This is a genomic window from Streptomyces sp. NPDC059649 (assembly GCF_042734445.1).
Lineage (GTDB): Bacteria > Actinomycetota > Actinomycetes > Streptomycetales > Streptomycetaceae > Streptomyces.
On record NZ_JBHWDV010000007.1, the window covers coordinates 165,230 to 188,799 of the forward strand.

At 69.4% G+C, this 23,570-nt stretch carries 19 protein-coding genes; 8 read left to right on the forward strand and 11 right to left on the reverse strand.

The features are described 5' to 3' along the window. Positions 1-670 precede the first annotated feature (670 nt). Positions 671-1,096, reverse strand: a complete 426-nt coding sequence (locus ACFV1J_RS12280) for a hypothetical protein (RefSeq protein WP_385857254.1) — start codon at positions 1,094-1,096, stop codon at positions 671-673. A gap of 497 nt (positions 1,097-1,593) precedes the next feature. Between ACFV1J_RS12280 and ACFV1J_RS12285 the strand changes: the two genes are divergently transcribed. Continuing rightward, positions 1,594-3,105, forward strand: a complete 1,512-nt coding sequence (locus ACFV1J_RS12285; protein ID WP_385857277.1) for an FAD-dependent monooxygenase — start codon at positions 1,594-1,596, stop codon at positions 3,103-3,105. 152 nt (positions 3,106-3,257) lie between these two features. Here ACFV1J_RS12285 and ACFV1J_RS12290 read toward each other — a convergent pair whose 3' ends face one another. The 5 genes from ACFV1J_RS12290 to ACFV1J_RS12310 form a co-directional block, all read right to left on the reverse strand. Further along, positions 3,258-3,743 (reverse strand): SRPBCC family protein, encoded by a 486-nt coding sequence (locus tag ACFV1J_RS12290; protein ID WP_385857255.1) that lies wholly within the window; start codon positions 3,741-3,743, stop codon positions 3,258-3,260. 216 nt (positions 3,744-3,959) lie between these two features. Beyond that, on the reverse strand, positions 3,960-4,868 hold the full coding sequence (locus ACFV1J_RS12295) for an arginase family protein (protein WP_385857256.1): 909 nt from the start codon (positions 4,866-4,868) through the stop codon (positions 3,960-3,962). Between the two features lie 233 nt (positions 4,869-5,101). Continuing rightward, positions 5,102-5,485 carry a VOC family protein gene (locus ACFV1J_RS12300; protein WP_385857257.1) on the reverse strand — a complete coding sequence of 128 codons (384 nt, stop codon included), beginning with the start codon at positions 5,483-5,485 and terminating at the stop codon, positions 5,102-5,104. A 179-nt stretch (positions 5,486-5,664) separates the two neighbouring features. Then, a complete protein-coding gene (locus tag ACFV1J_RS12305; protein ID WP_385857258.1) occupies positions 5,665-7,368 on the reverse strand; it encodes a cholesterol oxidase substrate-binding domain-containing protein in 1,704 nt (567 codons plus the stop codon). Positions 7,369-7,864: 496 nt separating this feature from the next. Then, entirely contained in the window at positions 7,865-8,935 is a 1,071-nt protein-coding gene (locus ACFV1J_RS12310) for a zinc-binding dehydrogenase (RefSeq protein ID WP_385857259.1), read from the reverse strand. Between the two features lie 342 nt (positions 8,936-9,277). On the opposite strand from ACFV1J_RS12310, the gene ACFV1J_RS12315 reads away from it, so the two are divergent. The 6 genes from ACFV1J_RS12315 (at position 9,278) to ACFV1J_RS12340 (ending at position 13,905) form a co-directional block, all read left to right on the forward strand. Further along, the gene (locus ACFV1J_RS12315; RefSeq protein ID WP_385857260.1) at positions 9,278-9,922 is read left to right on the forward strand and encodes a DUF3159 domain-containing protein; all 645 of its coding nucleotides are present in this window, start codon (positions 9,278-9,280) and stop codon (positions 9,920-9,922) included. After that, complete coding sequence (locus tag ACFV1J_RS12320) at positions 9,919-11,121, forward strand: cytochrome P450 (RefSeq protein WP_385857261.1); 1,203 nt, start codon at positions 9,919-9,921, stop codon at positions 11,119-11,121. Before ACFV1J_RS12315 ends, ACFV1J_RS12320 begins: the two co-directional genes overlap by 4 nt. 42 nt (positions 11,122-11,163) lie before the next feature. Further along, positions 11,164-11,358, forward strand: a complete 195-nt coding sequence (locus tag ACFV1J_RS12325) for a ferredoxin (RefSeq protein ID WP_385857262.1) — start codon at positions 11,164-11,166, stop codon at positions 11,356-11,358. Between the two features lie 226 nt (positions 11,359-11,584). Next, on the forward strand, positions 11,585-12,796 hold the full coding sequence (locus ACFV1J_RS12330; protein WP_385857263.1) for a sensor histidine kinase: 1,212 nt from the start codon (positions 11,585-11,587) through the stop codon (positions 12,794-12,796). After that, positions 12,793-13,464: a response regulator gene (locus ACFV1J_RS12335; protein WP_385857264.1), complete on the forward strand. Its 672-nt coding sequence runs from the start codon at positions 12,793-12,795 to the stop codon at positions 13,462-13,464. Before ACFV1J_RS12330 ends, ACFV1J_RS12335 begins: the two co-directional genes overlap by 4 nt. Positions 13,465-13,596: 132 nt before the next feature. Continuing rightward, the gene (locus tag ACFV1J_RS12340; RefSeq protein ID WP_385857265.1) at positions 13,597-13,905 is read left to right on the forward strand and encodes a hypothetical protein; all 309 of its coding nucleotides are present in this window, start codon (positions 13,597-13,599) and stop codon (positions 13,903-13,905) included. A 124-nt stretch (positions 13,906-14,029) separates the two neighbouring features. Here ACFV1J_RS12340 and rph read toward each other — a convergent pair whose 3' ends face one another. Together rph and ACFV1J_RS12350 are read right to left on the reverse strand one after the other, a co-directional pair. Continuing rightward, positions 14,030-16,633, reverse strand: coding sequence for a rifamycin-inactivating phosphotransferase (gene rph, locus ACFV1J_RS12345; protein WP_385857278.1), 2,604 nt, complete (start codon positions 16,631-16,633; stop codon positions 14,030-14,032). Between the two features lie 780 nt (positions 16,634-17,413). Continuing rightward, positions 17,414-17,797, reverse strand: a complete 384-nt coding sequence (locus ACFV1J_RS12350; protein ID WP_385857266.1) for a DoxX family protein — start codon at positions 17,795-17,797, stop codon at positions 17,414-17,416. Positions 17,798-17,913: 116 nt separating this feature from the next. Here ACFV1J_RS12350 and ACFV1J_RS12355 point away from each other — a divergent pair, with 116 nt between their 5' ends. Further along, positions 17,914-18,426, forward strand: coding sequence for a MarR family winged helix-turn-helix transcriptional regulator (locus tag ACFV1J_RS12355; protein WP_385857267.1), 513 nt, complete (start codon positions 17,914-17,916; stop codon positions 18,424-18,426). A 65-nt stretch (positions 18,427-18,491) separates the two neighbouring features. Here the strand turns inward: ACFV1J_RS12355 and ACFV1J_RS12360 are convergent, their stop codons facing one another. The 3 genes from ACFV1J_RS12360 to ACFV1J_RS12370 all read right to left on the reverse strand — a co-directional run. Continuing rightward, a complete protein-coding gene (locus ACFV1J_RS12360; protein WP_385857268.1) occupies positions 18,492-19,268 on the reverse strand; it encodes an SAM-dependent methyltransferase in 777 nt (258 codons plus the stop codon). Between the two features lie 349 nt (positions 19,269-19,617). Continuing rightward, the gene (locus tag ACFV1J_RS12365; protein ID WP_385857269.1) at positions 19,618-22,380 is read right to left on the reverse strand and encodes an alkaline phosphatase family protein; all 2,763 of its coding nucleotides are present in this window, start codon (positions 22,378-22,380) and stop codon (positions 19,618-19,620) included. 4 nt (positions 22,381-22,384) lie between these two features. Next, positions 22,385-23,570, reverse strand: a 1,186-nt coding sequence (locus ACFV1J_RS12370) for an ABC transporter permease (protein WP_385857270.1), incomplete at its 5' end; no start/stop codon positions are given.

Genomic DNA, 23,570 nt, shown 5'->3' on the forward strand with positions numbered 1-23,570 from the left:
CGCTTCGGGCGAAGCACTGGTCGTCGAGGTGGTCCTCGTGGAGGAGCACCCGGCAAGCGCGGCCGCGGCGCCGGCGAGTCCGATGCCAAGCAGCGCTCTACGGTCCGGAAGTCCGGCTCTGTCCATCGCTCGTTCCTCTCCATGCCGCGCAGACACGTCGTTGCCTATCGCCCAGGCTGATTGTTCGCGCGGTGCACGTGCCCTGGCAGCAGGCGCAAGCGGGCGCCGGCCACATTGCCGCCAACGGCCCACACAACCGGCCCGGACGGCGCAGGAGGGCCGGGAGTCGGCCAGCGACCCGTGGCACGTACGTGGCGGCGCTCCGGCACGGGCGAGACGCGCCGCTGCCCACGTGTCGGCCTGCTCCAGGCGGCTGCCCAGTCACCGCTGGCCCAGTGCCCGGCCCGCCCTTGCGGCAAGACCGCCACCATCGATCCCGTCCTTGTGCCAAGACCCTTGCGGCAAGACCGTGACCATCGATCTGTGGACGGCCTCGTCCGGCTCAGTGCGGCGGGACACCGGAGAGAGACCGGCCAGCGAGCCAGCCCAGAGCCCGCGGGCTCTTCGCCAGCTACGATCCGCCCGAGCTGGGTCAGGTGGTCGCCGTGAAACGTGCGGCCGCGGGCAGGGGGTTGTACCGGCTGTCCGCGGCCGCGCAGCTGGACCGGACTCAGCGGACGTGCACCGTCGCGGGGCCGGAGGTCCTCTCGCGTACGGGGTGGCGGTCGTTCGGGCTGGTCAGGCCGTACACGACCGCACGGTATTCCAGGACGCCGCGGTGCGCGGCCTTGACGTGTGCGGTGGCCCGGGCTTCGGTGCCCGTGTCGACCACGGCGCCGCAGGTCACCCGGTGCCACGCCTGCCTGCCACTGCGGCCCTCCAGGCATATCCGCAGGTAGCTGGCAGCGTCGTCGTCCCCGTGCGCCGTGACCGTGAAGGTCTTGCCGGCGTGTGCCGTGTGCGGTGCCGTGATGTCCACACTGCCCTTGGCGAACGCCGGCGCGGCGGCCAGGGTCACCGACGCCAGACCCAGCGCACCGATCACGGCCGCACGGCCGCCCCGCGTCATCATCCCCATCTTCTTCGTCCTGGTCATGGACTTCCCTCCCGCAGATCTCGCCACAAGTGAGACCCACCCTTCGCGAAGGCGCCTGGTGCGCCTTGCCGACTATCCAGAGGGCCTGGCCGCCCTGCCCGTTGCACCCCGCCCGGCGCCGTTACGGATCCATGACCAATCCCGCCAATCATGCCTGATCCCACCATCCGTCCGAACCGAGGACGAAGCCCGGCCACCCCCTCTCGCAGAAGCCGGGCGGTGTGAACGTCGGGCCGGGCCGCTCGTGGGTGCTCTTGGGCAACACCTGGCGCAGGAACGGTGCGGTGGACTCGCCCTGCCCGACGGCGAGTTCGGCCAGGGTGCGGGACTTGGCGCGGTAGGGGCAGCCCGAACGGGCGGGCGTTGCTCGGCGATGTCTCGTTGTCGGTCCGATGTCGGCGACTTGCCGGTGGTTTGTCTGCGGGGGCTGGCACCGTCCAGGAGAACCTGCCGCGCATCCGCTCGGCCGGCACACCAGTTTTCCGAAGGTGATCTTTGTGCATGACGTAGTGATCGTGGGCGCCGGCCCGGTCGGTCTGTTTCTGGCCTGCGAGCTGGGTCTCGCGGACCGTTCCGTCCTGGTACTTGAGCAGGAGCCGGAGCTCCACTCCGCGCGGCGGGCCCTTCCGCTCGGGCTGCGGGGCCTGTCCGCCGCGTCGGCCGAGGCGTTCTACCGCCGCGGAATGCTGCCCCAGCTGCTGTCGGCGTCGGGCATCGACAACTACCCCGATCCGTCGGACGAGCCGGCGTCCCCTCGTTGGGCGGGCCACTTCGCCGGCATGGTGCTCGATCCGGCCGACATCGACGTCACCGCCCTGCCGTTTCGGCTTCCCAGCCCGGCGACGGAAGGCGTGATGACGAGCCTCGACGCGGTCGAGACGGTGTTGTCCGAGCGGGCGGCCGAACTGGGCGTGGAAATCCGGCGCGGCGTCAGGGTCGCAGCCGTCACACAGCACGAGGAGAACGTGGTCGCCCACGCCGGCGAGGGTGACTACGCGGCGCGCTGGCTCGTCGGCTGCGATGGCGGGCGCAGCACGATACGCAAGCTCGCGGGCTTCGACTTCGTCGGCAGCGAGCCGCAGTTCACCGGCTACACCATGCTCGCCACGGTCGCCGATCCCGGGAAGCTGCGCCACGGGTTCAACCTGACGCCGACGGGCATGTACGTCCAGACGTTCATGGCAGGGCACATCGGCATGATGGACTTCGACGGCGGCGCGTTCGATCGCTCGCAGCAACCGACCCGCGACCACCTCCAGACGGTTCTGCGCCGGGTGTCCGGCACCGATGTGACGCTGAACGAGGTCCATCTGGCCTCCACCTTCACCGATCGGGCGATGCAGACGACGACGTACCGGAGGGGACGTGTCCTGCTCGCGGGAGACGCCGCCCACATTCACTCGCCCCTCGGAGGGCAGGGACTCAACGTCGGCATCGGCGACGCATTGAACCTGGGTTGGAAGCTCGCAGCGACCGTGCGCGGAGAGGCGCCGCAGGGGCTCCTCGACACCTACACCCGCGAGCGCCATCCGATCGGCGCCTGGGTGCTCGACTGGACGCGCGCCCAGGTGGCGGCCATGAAGCCGGACCGGCACGGCCAGGCGGTGCAAGCTCTGATCCGCGATCTGATCGGGACCCCTGACGGAACGACCTACGTCTTCGAGAAGTTGTCCGGGACGGCACTGCGCTACGACCTCGGCAGCGAGCAGCCGCTGGTCGGCCGCAATGCCCCGGAACTGCGCCTGGAGGACGGCACCCGCCTGGGCGACCTGCTGCGGGAAGGACGCGGCGTGGCCCTCGATTTCACCACCGAACGCCGTCTGCACGATTCCGTGCAGGGCTGGGCCGGGCGGATCCGGTACGCGGCCGGGTCGGCGCACAACGACCTCGGACTCGGTGCCGTGCTTGTCCGACCCGACGGCATCGTCGCCTGGGCAGGCGAGAGCGCCTTTGACCGTGCAGAGTTCGAGCGGGCCGCCGGCCACTGGTTCGGCAGCCAGGCAACCTAAACAGCGACCGCGAGGTCTCCCCAACCGCTTCCGGACGTCTGCGGTCCAGTGGTCCTCTACGGCCGCGCACCGGGTGTCTGGCCACCGGATGTCTGGCCGCCGGATGTCTGCCCACTGGATGTCTGGCCGCCGGCTGTCTGATCGCCGGGCGTTCAGGCAGGGGGCGTCGGTGCGGCTAGCTCGGCCAGGTGGTGCAGCGAGTTGGTGAGATGCTCAGGGCCGAACGGCGGAAACTGGATGTACTCCCGGATGGACCGCGGCACCGCCGACCAGTCGTAGGTGAGCGTGACCTCGGTCTCGGACGGGCCGAGCGGCGCAAGGTCGTAACGCCAGGTCCAGCCGCCGAACTCCAGGGTTCCGTCGTCCTTCGCCGTCCCCGTCAGCCAGCCGATGGCGCGCGGCGGGTCGAGCACCTGGACCTTGTTGACCACCTGGTAGTCACCGTGTGGATGGTTGGGGTGGTACATGTCCATCCGGAAGAGCTGCCCCACTTCGGTCAGCGGCGCTTGGTCAACGGATTCCTGAACCCAGCCAGTGCCATCGATCGCCGAATGGGTCCTCGGGTCCGCCAGCACCGCGAACACTGTCGCGGCGGGCACCGCGACAGTCAGGGTGGCGCTCACGTGCTCCTGGTCCACGGTGTGCACGCTCCTTGTCGTCTCATCTCGGACCTGCCGCAGGTGCGGAAGGGGACGCCCGGTCCAGTATGCAGACGACGCGGCGAGGCGGGACTCATCGGTCGGGTGGGGGCCAGGCCCGTGCCACCAATGGTGGCTTGTAGCGGTTTGTGTGTCGTGTGAGGCGGCCGCCCCCTGGGGTCCAGTGGCCCAGGGCGCCGGTGTGGCCGGCTGTGATCAGGGGTGCGTGAGGACGTCCTCAAGGAGGTCGGCGAGGAGCACGGCGCCCTTTGCCTCCGGGTCGCGGTCGGGGTCGTAGATGGTGACGTTCATCCCGACGCAGCGCGGCGAGGCGGCCAACGGGGCCAGCAGCGCCCGCAGTTCGTCGGTCAGCAGTCCGCCGGGGTCGGGGCTGTCGACCGCCGGCATCACGGAGGGATCGAGGATGTCCACGTCGAGGTGGATCCAGAAGCCGTCGAGCGCGGACCCTTCGAGGTGGTCGAGTACCGCACGGGCCGTCATCTCCGGTCCGCGCCGTCGGATTTCCCCGACGGGGGTGTGGCGGATACCGAGCTTCGTCAACTCTTCCTGGTCCTCGTCCGCGTCACGGACGCCCAGGACGCTCAGATCCACGTCGCGGACGTAGGGCCGCAGTCCGTCGATGTCGGTGAGGTCGGCCTGTCCGCGGCCGGTGATCTGGGCGACGCCCTCTCCGGCGGCGGCTCCCAGCGGCCCGCACACGGCCACGTTCCCCGGGTGTCTGAAGTCGCCGTGCCCGTCGAGGTAGGCGACGCCGTACCGGCCCAGCCGACGCAGGCCGAGCACCGCCCCGAGCAGGATGCTGCAGTCCCCGCCGAGCAGCACCGGGAAGTCGCCGCTGCGCACCCGGTCCTCGACGCGCGCGGCCAGCTTGCGGGTGTACCCGGCCAGGGCCGCGGCGTTGAAGTCCCCGTCCACCCCCTCCCGCCAGCCCGTGAGGTCGTAGCGTGGCGGCACCACGACGCCGCCCTCCAACGCGCCCAGCCGGCGCAGCAGGCCCTGTTCGCGCAGCGCCCCGGCGAGCTTGGCGCAGCCGGGAACGGTGCCGGGCGCGGGCGGCCGCAGTCCCAGGTTGGACGGGGCATCGATCAGTACGGTGCGACGCATAGGAAGATCGTTACACAGTTCCCCGGGAAATACCCGGGCCTGGGGAAAACCTGTTCGATGCTCTCTGGGCGCTGCCGGACGCGTGCGGCGGGCCGGCCACCAAGCTGCACCTGGCCAGTCATCCGTGACGAAGCGACCGTCCTCGTCGCGGCCCTCAACGAGTGGCTGTGACCAGCACTCGTCTGGCTGTGGCCAGCACTCATCCGAAACCGGCCCGGATGGCCGCAGAAGCGTCAGGACGTCATGGCGGCTCGGTCGGACTCGCTGCGCAGCACGCAGAATTCATTGCCTTCGGGATCAGCAAGGACCGCCCAGCCAGAGCCATCGGGATTCCGGTGGTCGGTGACAAAGGTGGCGCCGAGGCCCAACAGCCGTTCCACCTCCTGCTCACGCGAGGTCTCCGGGCGCAGACACAGATGGATCCGGTTCTTGCTCGTCTTGGCCTCGGGCACCTGGTTGAAGTGCAGTACCGGGCCCTCCGCCAGCAGCACCTGAGCCTCCGGATCACCCGGCTCGTCCTCCGGATGCAGCGGACAGCCGGTCACCCTGCTCCAGAACCGGGCCAGCTCGTAGGCATCCGCACAGTCGATCGCCACGTTCTGCACTACCGAAACCATGCGCGGGAGCCTTCCTGATTTCCGCTCCGGACGCCACCGAGTTGCGCGTTTTCTTCGCCCACACAGAGCCGGGCCGGTGCTCGGAAGGGCCCCGGCCCGGATGTGGGGCGCCGCGCACGCTCACGCGCGTCGGCGTGCACGTGTACGCGTACGCGTACACGCGGTGTGGCAGCCGTGGGTCACGGCAGCAGTGTGTCGAGGAAGGCGTTGGAGAACACCCGCGCCGGGTCGTAGGAGTTCAGTGTGTCCAGGGCGGTGCGCCAGTCAGGGAACGCGGCCGGCACGGTGGTGCCCAGTGTGGCAGGGTCCGTCCACGGACCGCTGTCCGTGTAGGCCCAGCCCTTGGACCACTCGGGACGTACGGTCGCGTACGAGCCGGTGTAGGTCTGCCAGATCCGCTGCTCCATCTCGCGGAAGAAGGGGGCCGCGCCCGGAGTGCCGGGATAGGTGGCGAAGTCGAGCCACACCACGGTGTCCCATTCAGGGTGGTCGGGCCGGGCGAGGGCCGGCGAGAGGAGGGGACCGTCGTGCGGGTCGGTGCCGGTGACGCGGAGCTCGATCGGGCCGTTGACGGGGTAGGAGCCGCGGCTCTGGTGAGCTGCCAGCACGCTCTTGTAGTGACCGTAGAAGTCGCTCACCACTCGCTGCACGTTCGCCCGGGAGGTCAGTACCGCCCAGCCGGCTTCGACGATGCGCAGTGTCGTGGGCTCGACGTACAGCAGACTGTTCTTCGACCAGCCCCAGACGTCCCAAGTGCCGGTGACGATCAGCCCGGAGCCGACGATGGACATGGCGAGCTTCGTGAAGTCAGGTGTCTTGTCGCCCCCGCCGGCGGCGATCTCTCCGAGCAACTTCGACATGTCCTCGGTGACACGGTTGGCGAAGGAGTAGGGGTAGGGCGCGTCGAGCTGTTTGGCCAGCAGGGGCTTGGTCGGTGCCACACTCCACACCTTCAGCCACGGCACGTCGGTGAACGGGAACCAGATCGCCTCGACGCGTCCGGTGCTGTCCAGGTAGGAGCTGATCGTCCGGCCGCCGGTGCCTGGGGGACCGAAGACCGTGGCGATGTTGACGTCGTACCAATTCCGGCAGCGCAGCCGCGTGTTGGCCGCGGCGGTCATGGTCACCTCGGTGATGAAGGCGCGGCCCAGGTGGACGAGGAAGGCACGGATGTCGGGGTCGGAGCGGGTGAAGGTCCGGAGTGCGTAGCGGCCGTCCGCCGCGCTCCACACCACGGCGGTGAGAGAGGTGACCAGAGAGCTCAGGCTGCCGAAGCCGGAGCCCACGGGCGGGTGTTCGCCGGCGGTGGGCAGCCCGGTGCCGTGCCCACCGATGGCGAGCACCCCACCGATGGTGAGGTCGCCGGGCGCCGTGGTCGTGGCGAGGCCGAGCCCCGACTCCTCCAGACGGGCGAGGATGGTGTCGAGGGTCGCCCCGGCCTGCGCGGTGACGCTCCCGGGGTTGCCGCCGCGGACGCTGACCGCGGTGAGGTGGGAGGTGGTGTCGACGATGAGGGTGCGGGAGATGTCGGCGCCGGCGGGCACCACCAGCGGCGACCAGGTGTGGCCCTTGCCCCGGGCCCGGAGACGGTAGCCGTGCTCGTGGGCCCAGTTGGCGAGGGTCACCACATCGTCGGGGGTACGGGCCGAGGCGGTCCAGGCGCCCTCGACGACTATCTCCAACGACCAGTTGCGGAAGGCCTGTTGGGAGAGAGGGATGCCGGCGGGGAAGCCGGGCGGTGGGGTGAGGGTGGTCGCGGCGCTGCCCGCGGGGATGCGATGCGCGGGCTGTAGACCGGCTGCCGCGGCGATCCCGGCAGCGGCGGTCGCGGTCAGCAGCGTGCGGCGGGTGAGGGAAGTTTTGTGAGCGCTGTCGTCGGACATGGCTGTCCTTCCGGCACGCGGCGCGCCGCCCCGCTGCACCGCGCACGGGATCGTAGGAGTGAGACCGTACGAGCGCCCCGGTGCGGTGGGGGTGCGGGGAGTGTAGGGTGACGGGCCGTCAGACACAATGGCCGCGGCATGCCGTGCCGCGCCCTGCTGTCCTGCCGTTCCGCGCCCTGTCTGTCAGGCTCCGCCTGTCATACCCCGCCTGCCGTGCCGCGCCCTGCTGTCATGCCGTTCCGGGCCCTGTCTGTCATGCCGTGACACGTATCTTGCGGTGATCGCGGTGATCGCGGCCCTCGCGATCAGCCTGGCGCCGTCGGAATGAAGCAGCCCGCCTTCGACCAGATGGTGGCCCAGTTCGCGGCCGCCTGTGGGCAGGTGGAGCAGTGCGCCCAGGCACTCCAGTGGGAGCTGACTCTGGGCGACCTCCCCGTCGTCTGGTCGTCGCCGGCGGCGCCTCCACCGCCGACGGAGGTACCGGTACCGGTACCGCTTACCCGCCCGCCGGGTCGAAGTGGATCAGGGGCTTGATGATTCCTCCCTCCTTCGAGGCCATCATCCGGAATGCCCGCTCGATCTCGTCGAAGCGGAACTCGTGCGTGGTCATCGGCGTGGGATCGACCTTGCCGGTCTCCATCAACCGGAAGATCCGCCGAAGCCAGCCCCGGCCGCCACGGTTGAACCCGCCGTAGACCTGCTTGTCGGACATGCCGTAGCCGAACGGTTCCAGGGGAATCCGTAGCGGCTCGGGTGCCTCGCCGTGGTACCCGACGTTGGAAATGCGCCCGCCCGGCTTCGTGACCCGGAAGGTCGCCTCCCAGGTCTCCGGGCTTCCGAGCGCCTCGATGGCCGCGTCGACTCCCTGGCCGTCCGTCAGCTCCAGAATGCGCTCGACCGGATCGCACCGCGTGTGGTCGACGATCACATCGGCGCCGAAGCGGCGGGCGAGTCGCTGACGCGCGGGCACCGACTCGACGGCGATGATCAGGCCCGCGCCGCGCAGCCGGCAGCCGATCGTCGCCGACAGCCCCACCGCGCCCTGGGCGAAGATGGCGACCGTCTCGCCCAGTTCCAGTTCCGCGTGCTCGGCGGCGACGAACCCGGTGGAGAGCATGTCGGTGGCGTACAGCGCCTGGTGATCGGAGAGCCGGTCGGGGATCGGAGCAAGGTTGGCCTGGGCGTTGTTGACCAGAAAGTACTGAGCGAGGGTCCCGTCCCGCCGGTTGGTGAACTGGGCGCCTCCCAACATCTGCCCATGGCACTGTGAGGAGAACCCGCGCTGGCAGGAATCGCACTGGAAGCAGGGCGTGATCCCGGCGGCCGCGACGCGCTGGCCCTCGGCCAGTCCCTCGACGGCCGAGCCGAGCGCATGCACGACACCGACCGCCTCATGGCCCAGCGCCACATCCGGAGCGACCGGAATCACGCCCCTCATGATGTGCACATCGGTCGTGCACACCAAGGCCGCCGTGGTGCGCACGACCACGTCATTGGGTCCGGGTTCGGGGATCGGCTTGTCGATGACGCCGACCTCGCCGACCTTCCGGAGGACAAAGGCTCTCACGATGGCTTACCTGCCGTTCGGTGCGGGTGAGTGGCTCGCCCCATCGCCCTTCCCGCCAGAGCACGCCCGACGACGGTGGGCGCACCACCTGCCACCCGTTCGGCCGAAACGACGCACCGGTCGTACCGCGCACCGGTCGATCCGGCCGGTGTCTGCGTTCGTAGCAGGTCCGGTCGGCCGTCTACTGCGTTCGCAGCAGGTCAAGAGTCTGCGGACGGGAGACGACAGGTGTGCCGTGGCACGGCACGGTAGTGAGTCCCAAGCGGCCGAACGAGAGCCGCCTGCTGAGGGGTTGGAGCAGCCGTGGATCCTGGCGCAGACCATGAGGACGTCACTGGGCACGTGATCCGTCGTCGGTTGCGCGCGACGGTGATCGATGTCGCGCCTGTCTTCGGTTTCACCATGGGCTTCGCCGTGACGCACCGGGTCGTCGTCGCCCTTGGGCTGGCCATCGCGGCCGGCCTGGGGGTCTGCGTCTACCGGTTGGTGCGCGGGGAATCGGTGCGGCGCGCTCTGGCGGCTCTCGGCCTGATCTGCGTGGGGGGAGTGCTGGCCGCCCGCAGTGGTCAGGCCACGGATTTCTTCCTTCCCGGCCTGGTGGTGCACTGCGTGATGGCGGTGGTGACGCCGGTGCTGTTGCTGCTCGGATGGCCGCCGATGGCCTTGGTGGTCGGGCTGATCACGGGGGAGCGGACCAAGTGGCGGCGGTGTGCGGTCCGGCGTCGCGCCTTCGTCCAGGGCAACCTCGTGGTGTTCGCCGGGCATCTGGCGATGTTGGCGGTCCAGCTTCCCCTGTTCCTCTCCGGCCAGGTCGTCGCCCTTGGTTCGGTCGACCTGTTCGGCCCGGTCGTGCTCGCACTCGGCGCACTACTGGGCTGGCGCGTCTACCGGCGTCGGGTCGGAACGCACCGCTGCGAGGCCCCCGGCCCCTCAGACATCGAGATGTCTCACCGTTCTCCCTGTGTGGAAAGGACCTCCCGGTCATGACGGAAACACAACCTGTCCCCAGGACGCAGCCGATGGCGCGGACCTGTCCGTTCGATCCCCCGCCGGCGTACCGCACGCTGCGGGAGCAGCACCCCGTTGCGGAAGTGACCCTGCCCGACGGTGTGCCGGGTTGGCTGGTCACCGGGTACGAGGAGGTGAGGGCGGTGCTGGCTGATCCGCGGTTCAGCGCCCGCCGCCGTGCGCTGCGGACCGGTGGCGTTCCCGCGGGCGATGCTCCGGTGCCGGAGCCCGCGCCGGGGATGTTCATCATGATGGACGCGCCGGAGCACACCCGGTTCCGTCGGCTGCTCACCGGCCAGTTCACCGTGCGTCGGATGCGGCAGCTGACCCCCACCGTGGAGAAGATCGTCGCCGAGCACCTGGACGCGCTGGCCGCCACCGAGGGCCGACCGGTCGACCTCGTGCAAGCCTTCGCGCTGCCTATCCCCTCGCTGGTGATCTGTGAACTGCTCGGAGTGCCCTACGCCGACCGTGAGGAGTTCCAACGCAACTCCGCCACGCTCATCCGGATCGACGCGACTCCCGAGGAACTCCAGCAGGCCCAGCAGGCTTTGAGGGAATTCATCGGCCGACTCGCGGTCGCCAAGCGGTCCGAGCCCGGCGATGACATCCTCAGCGGACTGGTGACGTCGGGTGAACTGACCGACGAGGAACTGGCCGGTGTCGGGGTGTTGTTGCTGCTGGCCGGGCACGAGACGACGGCCAACATGATCGCACTGGCCACCATGTGCCTGCTGCAGAACCCCGGTCAATGGGAGGCGTTGCGCGCCGATCCGTCCCTGATGGACGGCGCCGTGGAGGAACTGCTGCGCTACCTCAGCGTCATCCAGTACGGCGTGCGCCGCACCGCCCTTGAGGACGTGGAGTTGGGCGGGCAACGGATCCCGGCAGGCTCCCTCGTGGTGGCCTGCCTGCCGTCGGGGAACCGCGACACCGATCACTTCACCGGCGATCCCGAGCAGTTGGACGTGCACCGGCCCTACAGCCCGCACGTGGCGTTCGGCCACGGCATCCACCAGTGCCTGGGGCAGCAGCTGGCCCGGGTGGAGATGAAGGCCGCTCTGACCGCCCTGATCGACCGGTTCCCCACGCTGCGACTCGGTGTGCCGGTGGAGCAGGTGCCGATGCGCGACAACATGATCGTCTACGGGGTCCACGAACTGCCGGTGACCTGGTAGCCGAGCCGCATCTTCGCCCCACATCACAGAGGAAGCATTCCCATGAAGATCACCATTGACGAGGACAAGTGTGTGGGCGCCGGCCAGTGTGTGCTGGCTGCCGGCGAGGTCTTCGACCAGCGTGAGGACGACGGCATCGTCGCCCTGCTCAACCCCGCCCCTTCGCAGGAGCTGTTGGCCGAGGTCGAGGATGCCGCCGCCCGCTGCCCCGCTCTCGCCATCGAGGTGGAGAAGTAGTGCCCCCACCATGGACCGCATCGTCGTGGTGGGCGCGACGGCCGCCGGCCTGACTGCTGCCGAATCCCTCGTCCTCCGGAACGTGGCCACCGTCCTCCAGCCGCAACCGCCGCCGGCATGACCACGCGAGTGCGCAGGCTCCGCACCCTGGCGCGATACGGGTGCGGAGCCGCTCGGTGCGCAGATCCCGGATCCGTACGGGCCTGCGTACGCTGAAGGAGTGCACATGATCGACCGGCTCATAGGGTGGCTGCGGGCCTGGCCGCAGTTGGCCGACCTGGCAGTCGCACTCAGCTGCTTCGCCCTGTCCGCGCCGGTGGCGGCAGTCACCGCCTACCGGCACCAGAGCCCGATCGCGTGGTCCGTCGGCGGCCTCGCGCTCGCCTGCGTGCCGCTGGTCGCCCGCACCGGCCGGCCGGTCCAGGCGGTCGCCGCGACTCTGGCCGTCAACATCGCCCAGATCGTCCTGCTCTCCTTCCCCGGGGCCTCGCCCATCCCTGCCGCGGTCGCCGTCCATGCCGTGGCCCTGCGGTCCGACCGGCGCTTCGCCCTGCGCGTCGCCGCCTGGCTGACCGCGGTGCTCCTAACCGCGTCGTTGAGCCGCGAACCGGGACTGGAAAGCCTCTGGCAGCATCTGGCCGTCATCGCCGGGATGTTCCTGGCGGTGGCCAGCGGCGATGCCGCCCGCAGCCGCCGCCGGCTCCTCGCCGGAGCCCTGGAACGGGCCGAACGGGCCGAACACACCCGGGAGGAGGAAGCCCGCCGACGCGTCACCGAAGAGCGCCTGCGTATCGCCCGGGAACTCCACGACGTCGTCGCCCACCACATCACCCTGGTCAACGCCCAGGCAGGCGTCGCCCACCACCTGATGCGCACCGACCCCGACCACGCCTACCAGGCACTTGAACGCATCCGCGACACCAGTCGGACGGCACTGGACGAGCTGCGCACCACCGTAGGACTCCTCCGCCACGGCGACGACCAGAGCGCACCGCGCGAACCCGCGCCCGGCCTCGCCGGCCTCGGCAGCCTGCTGGACTCCTTCCGCCACTGCGGTCTCGACATCACCCTCGAACCGGCCGACCGACACACCGGGTTGCCGCTGCCGCCCATCACCGACCTCGCCGCCTACCGGATCATCCAAGAAGCGCTGACCAACGCCCGCAAGCACGCCGGCCCCGTTCCGGTACGCATCCATCTGGACCCCCGTCCCGACTCCCTGCGGATCACCGTCGAGGACGACGGCCCCTGCCCCCCGGAGAACGGCATCGATGACGCTCCCGGCCTGGGGTCCGGCACGGGCCACGGCATGATCGGGATGCGCGAGCGGGCCAAGGCCGCCGGCGGCATCCTCACCGCCGGACCGCGCCCCACGGGCGGCTTCCGCATCCATACCGAACTCCCGCTGCGCGCCTACCGGAAGAACCCGACCCCATGACGATCCGTGTCCTGCTCGCCGATGACCAGGCACTCCTACGCGGTACGTTCCGCATGCTCATCGACTCCACCCCCGACATGGAAGTCGTCGCCGAAGCCGCAACGGGACGCGAGGCCGTCGCACTGGCCCGCAGCCACCACGTCGACCTCGTCCTGATGGACATCCGCATGCCCGACCTCGACGGCCTCGCCGCAACCCAACTCATCAGCGCGGACGAGGACCTCGCCGGCGTGAAGATCCTCATCCTAACCACGTTCGAGAACGACGAATACGTCGCCGAGGCGCTCCGCGCCGGTGCCAGCGGCTTCCTCGGCAAGGGCATCAACCCCGACGAACTCCTCCACGCGATACGGGTGGTCGCCGCCGGAGACTCCCTGCTGTCCCCGGCGGCGACCAAGGCCCTGATCGCCCGCTTCCTGGCCCAGCCCGCCCCACCAGGACGGCACGCCCCACCACAACTGGCCACCCTCACGCCGCGGGAGCACGAGGTGGTCACCCTGGTCGCGGCCGGCCTGTCCAACGACGAGATCGCCCAGCGGCTCTTCGTCACCCCCGTCACCGCCAAAACCCATGTCAATCGAGCCATGACGAAACTCGGTGTCCGCGACCGGGCCCAACTCGTCGTCCTCGCCTACCGGACCGGCCTGGCCCGTGCCGAGCCGACTTGACGAGCAGTCCTGCCCGTTTCGTCTTGCAAGGCGTCGCATCAGCGGCGAATTCCGCGTCCCATCGTTTAGTGATCGTTTATTGCGGCTCCTTAGAGTGTGAAGTGTCGAGAAGGATCCTGCTCAGGGGACGGTATGGCCAAGCTGTATTTGGAGAAGCTCAAGTGCGTCACGACTGAGGGCTGGAGCGGCTTCGATGAGCCGAGGCTGATTGTCCAGAACCGCGGCACCGTGTGGAACGGAACGGTGCGGGGAGACCGGATGTACACCGTCAAGTACGACTGCGACTTCACCGGAAGGATCGCTGTCTCCCTCTGGGAGGACGAAGGCCCGGACAGGGATGACAAGCTCGGCAAGCAGTGGATCACGGATACGCCCGGTGAACGCAGTCTGCACTTCAGGGCGGATGGTGCTGAGTACAAGCTGCTGTATGCGGTGGAGTAGTCAGCGCGAACTGCGGTAGGCGGGCGCGAAGTTCACCGCCGGATCGGGGCAGCGGCGACCACAGGCAAGCTGGTGCTTGACCTCACCGCGCTGCGAGGCGACGACGTGTTCCCGGTGTGGTCGCTCAGGGCAGGATCTCGATGTACCCGTCGGTTCCGTGCAGGCGGATCCGCTGCCCGTCCCGGATCAGCCGGGTGGCCTGGTCCACGCCCACGACGGCCGGCAGGCCGTACTCCCGGGCGATCACTGCCCCGTGGGTCATCAGGCCGCCCACCTCCGTCACCAGGCCCGCGATTCCGACGAACAGCGGTGACCAGCTGGGGTCCGTGAAGGCCGTGACCAGGATGTCACCCGCTTCGAGATCGGCCTCCGCCATGTCCAGGATGACGCGGGCCCTTCCCTCGACGGTCCCGGCGGAGACCGGTAGGCCGATCAGGGCGCCGGCCGGCACGTCGTCGCGCCGGTACGCCCCGGTGACGGCCTCGCCGTCCGAGGTGAGGACCCGGGGCGGTGTGAGCGCGTGGTACGACCGGAACGCGTCCTTGCGCCGCTGGATGAGCTGGTCGTCCACCTGGTGCGAGCGCACGACGTCGTGGAATTCCTGGAACGTGAGGTAGAAGATGTCCTCCTTCTCAGGAAGCACGCCTGTCCGCACGAGGCGCTCGGCCTCCGCCAGCAGGGCCTGCTTGTAGACGAAGTAGCGGCTGACGATGCCGTACTTCGGGTACTCCCGGTACCCGATGAAGGTCCTGACCCGGTCGATCATCCGCTTGGCCTCGTCGGCTTTCCGGTCCCCGTCCGGCAGGACCCGCAAGCGTGACAGCACGTCCTGTTCCTTCTTCCGCGCCTTCTGCCGCCCTTCCTCGAAGTGCCGCTCGGCGGCGCCCGGTTCGAAGTTCCTGACGTTGTCGAGGATCACGGGTACGAGCGTGGCGGGGCGCTCGCGCCAACGCGGCCGCGTGATGTCGATCTCGCCGACGCAGCGCATGCCGTACCGGTCGAGGTAGGCCTCGATGGCGTCGCGCGCTTCGGTCCCGCCCGCGAGCTTCGCCAGCTCCTCCAGGAAGCCGTCGTCCTCGACGCCCACGTCCTGAAGGAACGCCACCACCTCCGGATGCGGGCGGATCACGTCCGCGACGTCGAGCAGCGCCAGTCCCATCTCCGACGTGACGTTGTCGGGGGCGGACAGCGTGAGCGTGTCAGCCGCGTTCTTCTCGTCCAGCCACTCCTGCAGCTTGTCGTTGAGCCACCAAGTGGCCTCCATCCCGGCCATGATCACCTGCATGCTCAGCGGATCACTGAGGACCCGCTTGTGCTCCTCGAAGGCCTTGAGCAGGAAGTCGAACAGTGCCGGTCCGGTCTTCGTCCGGATGTCGCGCTCCAGGGCGGCGATGGACGCCTGGCTGCGCTCGATCAGCTCGGTGACGATGGCCGGATCGGTCTCGATCGGGGCGGACGCGCCGCCGACCGGCGGTCCGGCGGGACCCGCGTCGGGGAGCGACGGGACGAAGTCGTCGTGGTCGAGGACGGTCTCCAGCGCGTCCCTGACCAGCGGATCGCCTCTCCCCACCAGGTCCAGGAGACCGGCGCGGCTCGCGGGCGAGGCCAGGCGCCGGGTGACGTCGACGAACAGCCTCCCACCGGCCGTCAGCATCGGCGCCATGGCCGTCAGCTGCCACACGGAGAGCCCCAGGGGCTTCATGGGATCGGTCATCATCTGCTGATGGCCGACGGAGACATAGACGTGATTCTCCTGGTCGTCGGCCTCGGGGATGGGGAACAGCGTCGTGATCGGCCGGCTCTGAACGATCCGGAAGTCGTCGTCGACCAGGCACCATTCGATGTCCTGCGGGCGGCCGAAGTGCGCTTCGATCCGTCGCCCGAGCTGGACGAGCCGCACGACCTGCGCATCCGTCAGCGCCGGCTGCCCCTGCCGCTGTGCGTCGATCGCCACTTCCTGCGTACCGCCGGCCGGCAGGGCGTGCACGGCACGCTGTTTGGCGGCGATCGTCCTGGCGATGACTTCGCCCTGTCGCACCTTGAAGACGTCCGGGTTCACCAGGCCGGAGACCAGGGCCTCGCCGAGGCCGAAGCCGGCGTCCACGGTGGCGACCTTCCGGTTGCCCGTGACGGGGTCGGCGGTGAACAGGATGCCGGCCGCATGCGGGAAGACCATCCGCTGCACGACCACGGCCATGTGGACCGTACGGTGGTCGATGCCGTTCCGCTGACGGTAGGTCACGGCCCGCTCGGTGAACAGCGAGGCCCAGCACCGGCTGATGTGCTGGAGGACCGCCGTCGGTCCCACGACGTTCAGGTACGTGTCCTGCTGGCCGGCGAAGGAGGCCGTCGGCAGGTCCTCTGCCGTCGCGCTGGACCGGACGGCGTAGGCGGCTTCCTCGCCGAACCGGGCGAGCGCGCGGGTGATCGCCGCCGCGAGATCGCCCGGGATGGCGATCCCTTCGATGGTCCGGCGAATCCGCGCGCTGAGCGTGCGGATCGCCTCCCGGTCGTCCGGGTTCGTGCGCGACAACTGATCGAGCAGCTCGTCGATCGACGGCGCAGCCGCCATGATCCGCCGAAAGGCGTCCGTCGTCACGCAGAAGCCACCCGGTACGCGGACGCCTTCGATTGCCGACAGCCCGCCCAACTGCGCGCCCTTGCCGCCAACGACTGCGACCTGCGTCTCGTCAACCTCTTGAAGGTCCCATACGTACTGCTCGATCACTGCGCTACCTCCGCGGCAGCCGTGCTCCGGTGGTGCACCGCACCGGCCGATCGAATCACCGGCGACTTCCACTTCGTCGACAACAACACACGCACGTCGTGCTCCCGTTTCCGCTGGTTGTGGCATCGGCCGACGATTCTGCGGGGTGACCCGGGTCTTGCCGCAAGCCCCCCTGTGCGCTATAAGTTGAGAGTGGCAAGGAGAGGGATCTCCTTGCCTTTGTCTTTTTGCCTGGCTGTCCACGGCGGATCGGACGTGCGCGTCACCGGCAGGTGGAACGCTGGTCAGCGCGCGATCTCGGCCAACAGGGCTGCCAGTTCCGTCGCCCGCGAGAACATCGGCCAGTGCCCGGTGGGCGAAGGGCTGCGGCGTAGCCAACTCGCTTATGCGTGCGAGGTGTTCGCCGGTCAGACCGGCCAGGCTGTCGGGCTCCGCCTCCGGGTCGAACGGCGGCACCGGGAGCCGCCATCCGTCCCCCTGCTCCGCAACCTGCTTGCGCCACTCCTCCTGTGTCTGCGGCTTGTTGAAGTCGCTCACCGCCATGCCGCCGGGCAACGGTCCCGCGTCCACAGAGACGACCCGCCCGATCCGCTCCGGGATCCGGTCAGCAGTACCAGTGCCGTCCTAGATCCACCACACCGCGTGGCTGTCCGGTGGTTCATGGGCGGAGCCAGCGGGGAGCGGATGGCGGAGCTCATTCGGCGGCCCAAGCCGAGCCAGTCAGGGGCAGCGAGCGCTCGCTCTCCGCTGCGCCTCGCCCGCCTGCCGTGCGCGAGCTGGTCAGGAGTTCCCGAAGGGGTAGGGGCCGAGGCGGCCCCAGGCCAGGACTGCGGCGAGTGCGAGCAGGGCCACGTTCACGATGATCATCTGCGCCTCGTTGCGGCGGGCGTGCACGACGGCGGCGCCGGCCATCAGCACCGCGAGGCCCAGCGCGGCCACGGGGGCCAGTACCGGTGCGATGCCGAGCGCGGCGGGCAGGATCAGCCCGATCGCGGCCAGCACCTCCAGGCCTCCGACCAGCTTCACCGCCTGGGCGCTCACGTCCTCGGTCCAGCCCATACCCGAGGCGGCCAGCTTCTCCTTCGGCTGGGACAGCTTCATCGCCCCGGCCGTCAGGAACGCCACCGCAAGCACACCCGCGAGGACCCACAACACCACGTTCATGATGATCAAAACCCTTCCATGAATTAAACCGTTAACTGAAGACTAGGCTGTCTGCACTTCAAGATGCAAGTCATGGGGGGCATTGATCACTTAAGTCGTGAAGTTATACTCGCGGTATGGAGACCCCGCAGGAACCCCGCTGGCTGGACGACGAAGAAGATCAGGCATGGATCGCGCTCAGCAGCGTGCTGATGCGGCTGCCGGCGGCGCTGGACGCCCAGCTGCGGCGCGACGCCGGCCTGAGCCACTTCGAGTACCAGGTGATGGCCGGGCTGTCCATGGTCCCCGACCGCACGTTGCGGATGAGCGAGCTGGCCGCCTTCGTCGAGGGCTCGCTGCCCCGCCTGTCCCAGGTCGTCGGGCGACTGGAGAAGCGCGGCTGGGTGCACCGCAGCCCCGACCCCACCGACGGCCGCTACACCGTGGCCACCCTCAACGACGAGGGTTACGACAAGGTGGTCGCCACCGCCCCCGGACACGTGGAGGCCGTACGCAGCTACGTCTTTGGAGCCCTCACCCGGGCCCAGGTGCGCCAGCTGACCACGATCGGCCACCGCATCGTCGCCGCCATCGACCCCGGCCACCCCCTGGTCAGCGGAACGGTGGACCGACTGCGCCGCAGGAAGTGACCCCCGAAGGCCGGTGGGTCGGACGCCGGCCTTCGCCGACGGCCTCCGGCGTTATCTCCCTGAGCTCACAGGGCAGGCACCAGGGTCAGGTATGCCAGGCCCATGACGCCGCGATATCCCCGTAGCCACCTGCTGCGGTGACGTTCGACGCGTTCGAGGGTCTCCTTCGCCAAGGGGTGGTGGGGGTGCGTGGCGAGCCATTCCTCGACGTCGGACTGGTAGGCGGACTCGAAGTCCTCCCATTCGTCGTTGTTCGCGGTCTCGATCCAGGCGGGCCGGAAGTCCGCGGCGACGGCGAGGTCGACGAGGCCGGCGAGGTCGTGGAACTCGGCGGGGGAGGCGTCCGGCCACATGGCCGACAACTCCCTTGGAGTGGGCTGGCGTTGCCAGAATCCCTCGCCGAGAACGACCCGGCCGCCCGGGGTGACCAGGCGGCGGAGGGCGTGCAGGGCGGCTGTGGTGTGCTCGGGGGGCTGGGCATCGCTCAGGGCGTGGCTGGCACCGAGGCAGAGAACGAGGTCGGCGGGGCCTTGCGCGGTGTCGATGGCGGACCCCTGGACGAAGCGGACGCGCTCGGCCAGCCCGCGGGCCTCGGCGTTGGCGCGCCCGCGGGCAAGGTCGTCCTCGTTCAGATCGATTCCGACGCCGGTCGCGCCGGGCGTCACCTCAAGGAGGCGGAGCATGAACTCGCCCCAACCACAGCCGATGTCCAGTACGGACGTCGGAGCAGTCGGGGTGGCTTGAGTGGACAGTCGGCGGATCATCCTGGCGGCCCGGTCCTCGGACAGCGGGCCGTGGAACGTCAATCGGGTCAGCCGCGGCGGGGCGGTGGTGTCGTCCATGAGCCGGAACAGTAGGGATGCCCGGCCGTGACCGATACCGGTTTTCCACGGAGGGGTGCCAGGCCCGGTGAGTGACGGCTGCTTCGCGCGCTCATGCGGCGGGGCACCACTGACCCCTTGTGATCATCGAGCAGGCCGCCGCCGGGAGCGTTGCGGGCCGCGCTCGGTATCCGGGCCGGGCTCCGGCTCGGGGTGCTGCGCTGTTCGTGCGCCGGCCGGCCGAGGGCTGGCCGCCGGAAGGAGGCGGCCCGACGGCCGGACCGGCTGTGCTCTGTGCTGATCGCGGCCCGGATCGGTGTGGTCCGGGCCGCGGTGAATCCGGTCGTCTCTCAGCCGTCAGTAGCAGGCATCAGCCGTCGTTCTCCGAGGAAGGAAGGTACGCCCCCGGCACGTCCTGGGGCGCGAAGATCTTGTTCTCGCCCGGGTACGGCTTGTTCCAGTTGTGCGTCTCGTACCAGGTGAGGTGGTTCATCTGGGCGGGGTTGGCGTAGTCGGGGATGGCGTGGGGGCCGGTCAGCCGCTGCTTGGACTTCCACTTGTCCCAGGTCGCCGCCAGGTCCTGCTTGTCCGCGGGTACCTTCGCGGGCGCGACGGCCGCTGCCTTGGGATTCTGCGGTGCCGGGGTGTCCGTGCCGCAGGGCGGCGGGGTCTTCAGACCGTCGGTGAGGGGGACGCGGTTGGGTTGCGCCGTGAACGGGGTGGTGTCCGGGAGGCGGGTGAAGGCGCCGCTCATGGGGCTGGCCGCGCTGTCCTTCTGGTTCATCGGGTGGATCCCGAGGATCTGCTCGATGGTCCGGATCATCGTGATCTGGGTGTAGTAGTGGCTGTCGGTCTTGCCGTGCTGTGCCCAGGGGCTGATGATCTGGATCGGCGCCCGGTGCCCGTCGACGTGGTCGAGGCCGGCCTGGGAGTCGTCCTCGACGACGAAGATGGCCGAGTTCTTCCAGTACTTGCTGTGCGAGATCTTGTCGACCATCCTGCCGACCGCGAGGTCGTTGTCCGCGACCTGGGCGGACGGGCTCGCGGGACCACCGGTGTGGTCGTTGGAGAACCAGAACATGTTCAGGTTCGCCGGCCCGTTCTTCTCGAAGTCCTGCTTCCAGATCTGGTACTTGTAGACGTCCGGGACGTCGAGGTCGAACATCGGGAAGCCGGGCACCGACACGTCGTTGAGCGAGGGGATCGCCGACCCGGTCTGGATGGGGTAGGCCGTGGACTGCCCGGTGGCGTCCATGGTCTTGGCGTCGCAGTACAGGTTCTGCCAGGACGCTCCGGACGGCTTGCTCTCCAGCGACTGGAACTCACCGAAGTCCTTGACGGACTTGCCCGCCGCCTGCGCCCCGGTCCACAGGAAACCGGACCGCTGGTGGCCGAGAGCGTCGTTCTCGGTGTCGTAGCTGCGCTGGTACTCACCGGCCGAGGACTCGGTGTACTCCGGATTGTCGCTCTGCATCAGCCAGTTGTGGCCCTCGGCAGAGTTCGTGCCGATGTCGTAGGTGTTGTCGTACACCCCGAACTGCTTGGCCATCGCATGCTGGTTCGGCGTGACGTTCTCGCCGAACTGTGTCAGCTTCGGATCGCCGTTGCCCTGCGGGAGGTCGCCGAAGACCTGGTCGTAGGTCCGGTTCTCCTTGACGATCAGGAAGACGTGTTTGATCGGCGAGGGGTCGCCGAGCCGCTGCGGGACCGCTGTCGGCTTCGCGTTGCTGTTGCCGTCGGCCTTCGCGACGGAGTGGCCCAGCCAGCCGTTCTGCTTGAAGACCTTGGCCGTCTGGGACCTGATGGCGCTGTCGTCGGGCAGGGTGAACCGCTGCAGGCTGGAGGTGGTGTCGTGGGTACCGTGCGCCCCGCTGGGGTTGGGGCGACGGGCGTCGATACCACGGGTGTTGGAGACCAGCACCTGGTTGCCGACGGTGGCGATCTCCGAGGGGAAGTAGTCCGTGGGGAGCAGGCCGACGTAACTGACCGGCTCCTGCGGGCTCTTGTACTTGTACACGGCGACCGCGTTGGCGCGGCCGAGCGTCACCAGCAGATGACCGTCGTCGGTGAGCGTCACCGCGTTGGGCTCGTACCCCACCGACGCCTCGGGCCACGGACGGGTGGCGATGGTCTGCACGACCTTGTCGGTGGTGGTGTTGATGACCGACACGTCGTTGGTGGCGGTGTTGGTGACGAACAGCGCCCCGCCCTTGGCGTACAGGGCGGTCGGGTGCAGACCGACGTCGATGCTGCCGACGGCGGCATCCGGTTTCGCCAGGTCGATGACGCTGAGCGTGCCGGTGGTGGTGGCACCGGTCTTCGGGTTGGCAGGCACCTGGGTGTTGTAGGAGTTGATCGTGGTGTCGCCGGGCCTGGCCGGACGGCCGCCCTCGTTGCTTACGTAGAGCTTGTCGCCGACCTTGACCATGTCACGCGGGGCGTTGCCCACGTCCCAGCTGTGCTTGACGGCCCCGGTCGCCGCATCGAGGGCGACCACCCTGTTCTGGCCGTTGACCGCGGCGTACACGGTGGAGCTGTCGGACGAGAACACCGGCTCCCCCACCAGCGCGCGCTTGGCGCCGTCCGCCGGGATCCTGATGAACGTGGGGGCGCTGACGCTGCCGTCCGGGTTCACGGTGAACTTGGTGTAGCCGTCGGTCTGGCCCAGCCACAGCTGCTTGCCGTCGGGCGAGTACGTGGGGCCTTCCTGGCCCACGGAGTTGCTGCTGATACGCGGGTTCGACGAGGCGGAGGCGCTGACGAGCTGCTGCACCTTCCAGCTCTCGCGGTCGATGATGGCCAGCGCCGCTCCGCCGTCGGTCAGCGAGGCCGCGACGTGGGTGCCGTCCGGGCTGACCGAGGACGACATGATCTTGCCGTTGTCGATGACGAGCGGGTCGCCGTACGGGGCGATGTACTGGTCGTCGGAGACGACCTGGCCGTCAGCCGTCTGCTGGCCGACCTGGTCGGTGCCGAACTGGTGCGTCTGGGCATAAGCGAGGCCGGCGGTGGCGGCGAGAACGACCGCGGTGGCCGTTGCCAGGGCACTGCGGCGGCTGAAGCGGCTGAGGCGTCTGTCGAGAAGGCCGGAACGGTCGTTCTCGTCCTGCCGACGGCGGCGTATGACCTGCATGGAGTCATCCCTTCGAGGTGGAGAGAAGTTCGACATTGCCGTCGAACTGCCACAGCGGGTTCGGTGTGTCCCCCTCCGGAGTCCGCACCAGGAAGTAGCCGTTGACTTCCTTCGGCCCGTCGCCGTCGGCCATGAACCGACCGTCCGGGGTCACGTCGAGCTGGTAGATGGCCTGCCCCGTGGCCTGGACGCCGGGGAGATGCCAGGAGACGACGCAGCGCCAGTCGTTGCCCGGCCCCTGCGCGGCGACCTGGAGGCTGCCCTTGTTGCACGTCGCCGTGGCCCTCAGCCGGTCCTCGGTGACGGCGGGCCGGTGGAGCTGCTCGGTCTGCATGCGGTACAGATGGGCGAATGCCGTGGCGACCGAGCTTTGCACCTTCTCCTGCCCGATCCCGGAGCCGGTCGCCGTGGCCGTGCTCGATGTGGTGAGGACCGCCACCGTCACGGCGACCAGCCCGATCAGCGGCAGCACTCCGACCGTGACCGTGCGGCGCCCCGAGCCGTCGTAGCTCAGGTTCGTGAAGTCGCGCCGCAGGAACAGCAGATAGGCCAGCGCTGTCGCCAGCACGGCCCACGCCAGGCTGACGCCGATGCCGATCAGGAGCGTGGCGAGCTGGACCGGGCCCGTGAACAGACCGTTCCAGGCGATGAAGGCGTAGCTGGGCAGGGCGAGGCGTACGGCGACGGGCAGTGGCATCATCTGGGCGAGCTGCATCGCGAGGGCGACGAGCACGGGCAGCAGCAGTCCCATCGGGGAGCGCCCCAGCGCGACGGACCCGAGCAGCCCGATCCCGGCGAGGGCGAGGGTCGGCGCGAGGACGCAGAGCCAGGCGAGCAGGACCTTGCCGGCGGCGTCCGCCGGCGTCAGCAGGTGGCCGTCGAGGCCGACCAGCGGCTGGTTGCCGACCGCCACGACCCCACCGGCCGCGCTGGAACAGGCCAGTCCGGCCACGAGCAGCAGGAGGACGGTGAGGCTGGCGAACGCCTTCGCGGCGAAGATCCGCCTGGGCGACCGGACCGCCACGAGCAGATGGCGCCAGGTGCCGAGCCGGTCCTCGGCGGCGAACACGTCACCGGCGACGACGGAGGTGAGCAGCGGAAGCGCCCAGGTACCGGCGAAACCGAGCGTGACCAGCGGACCGGCCCACCCGGTGGCGTGCATCCAGCGGCCGAAGAGGGTGTCCGTGGGC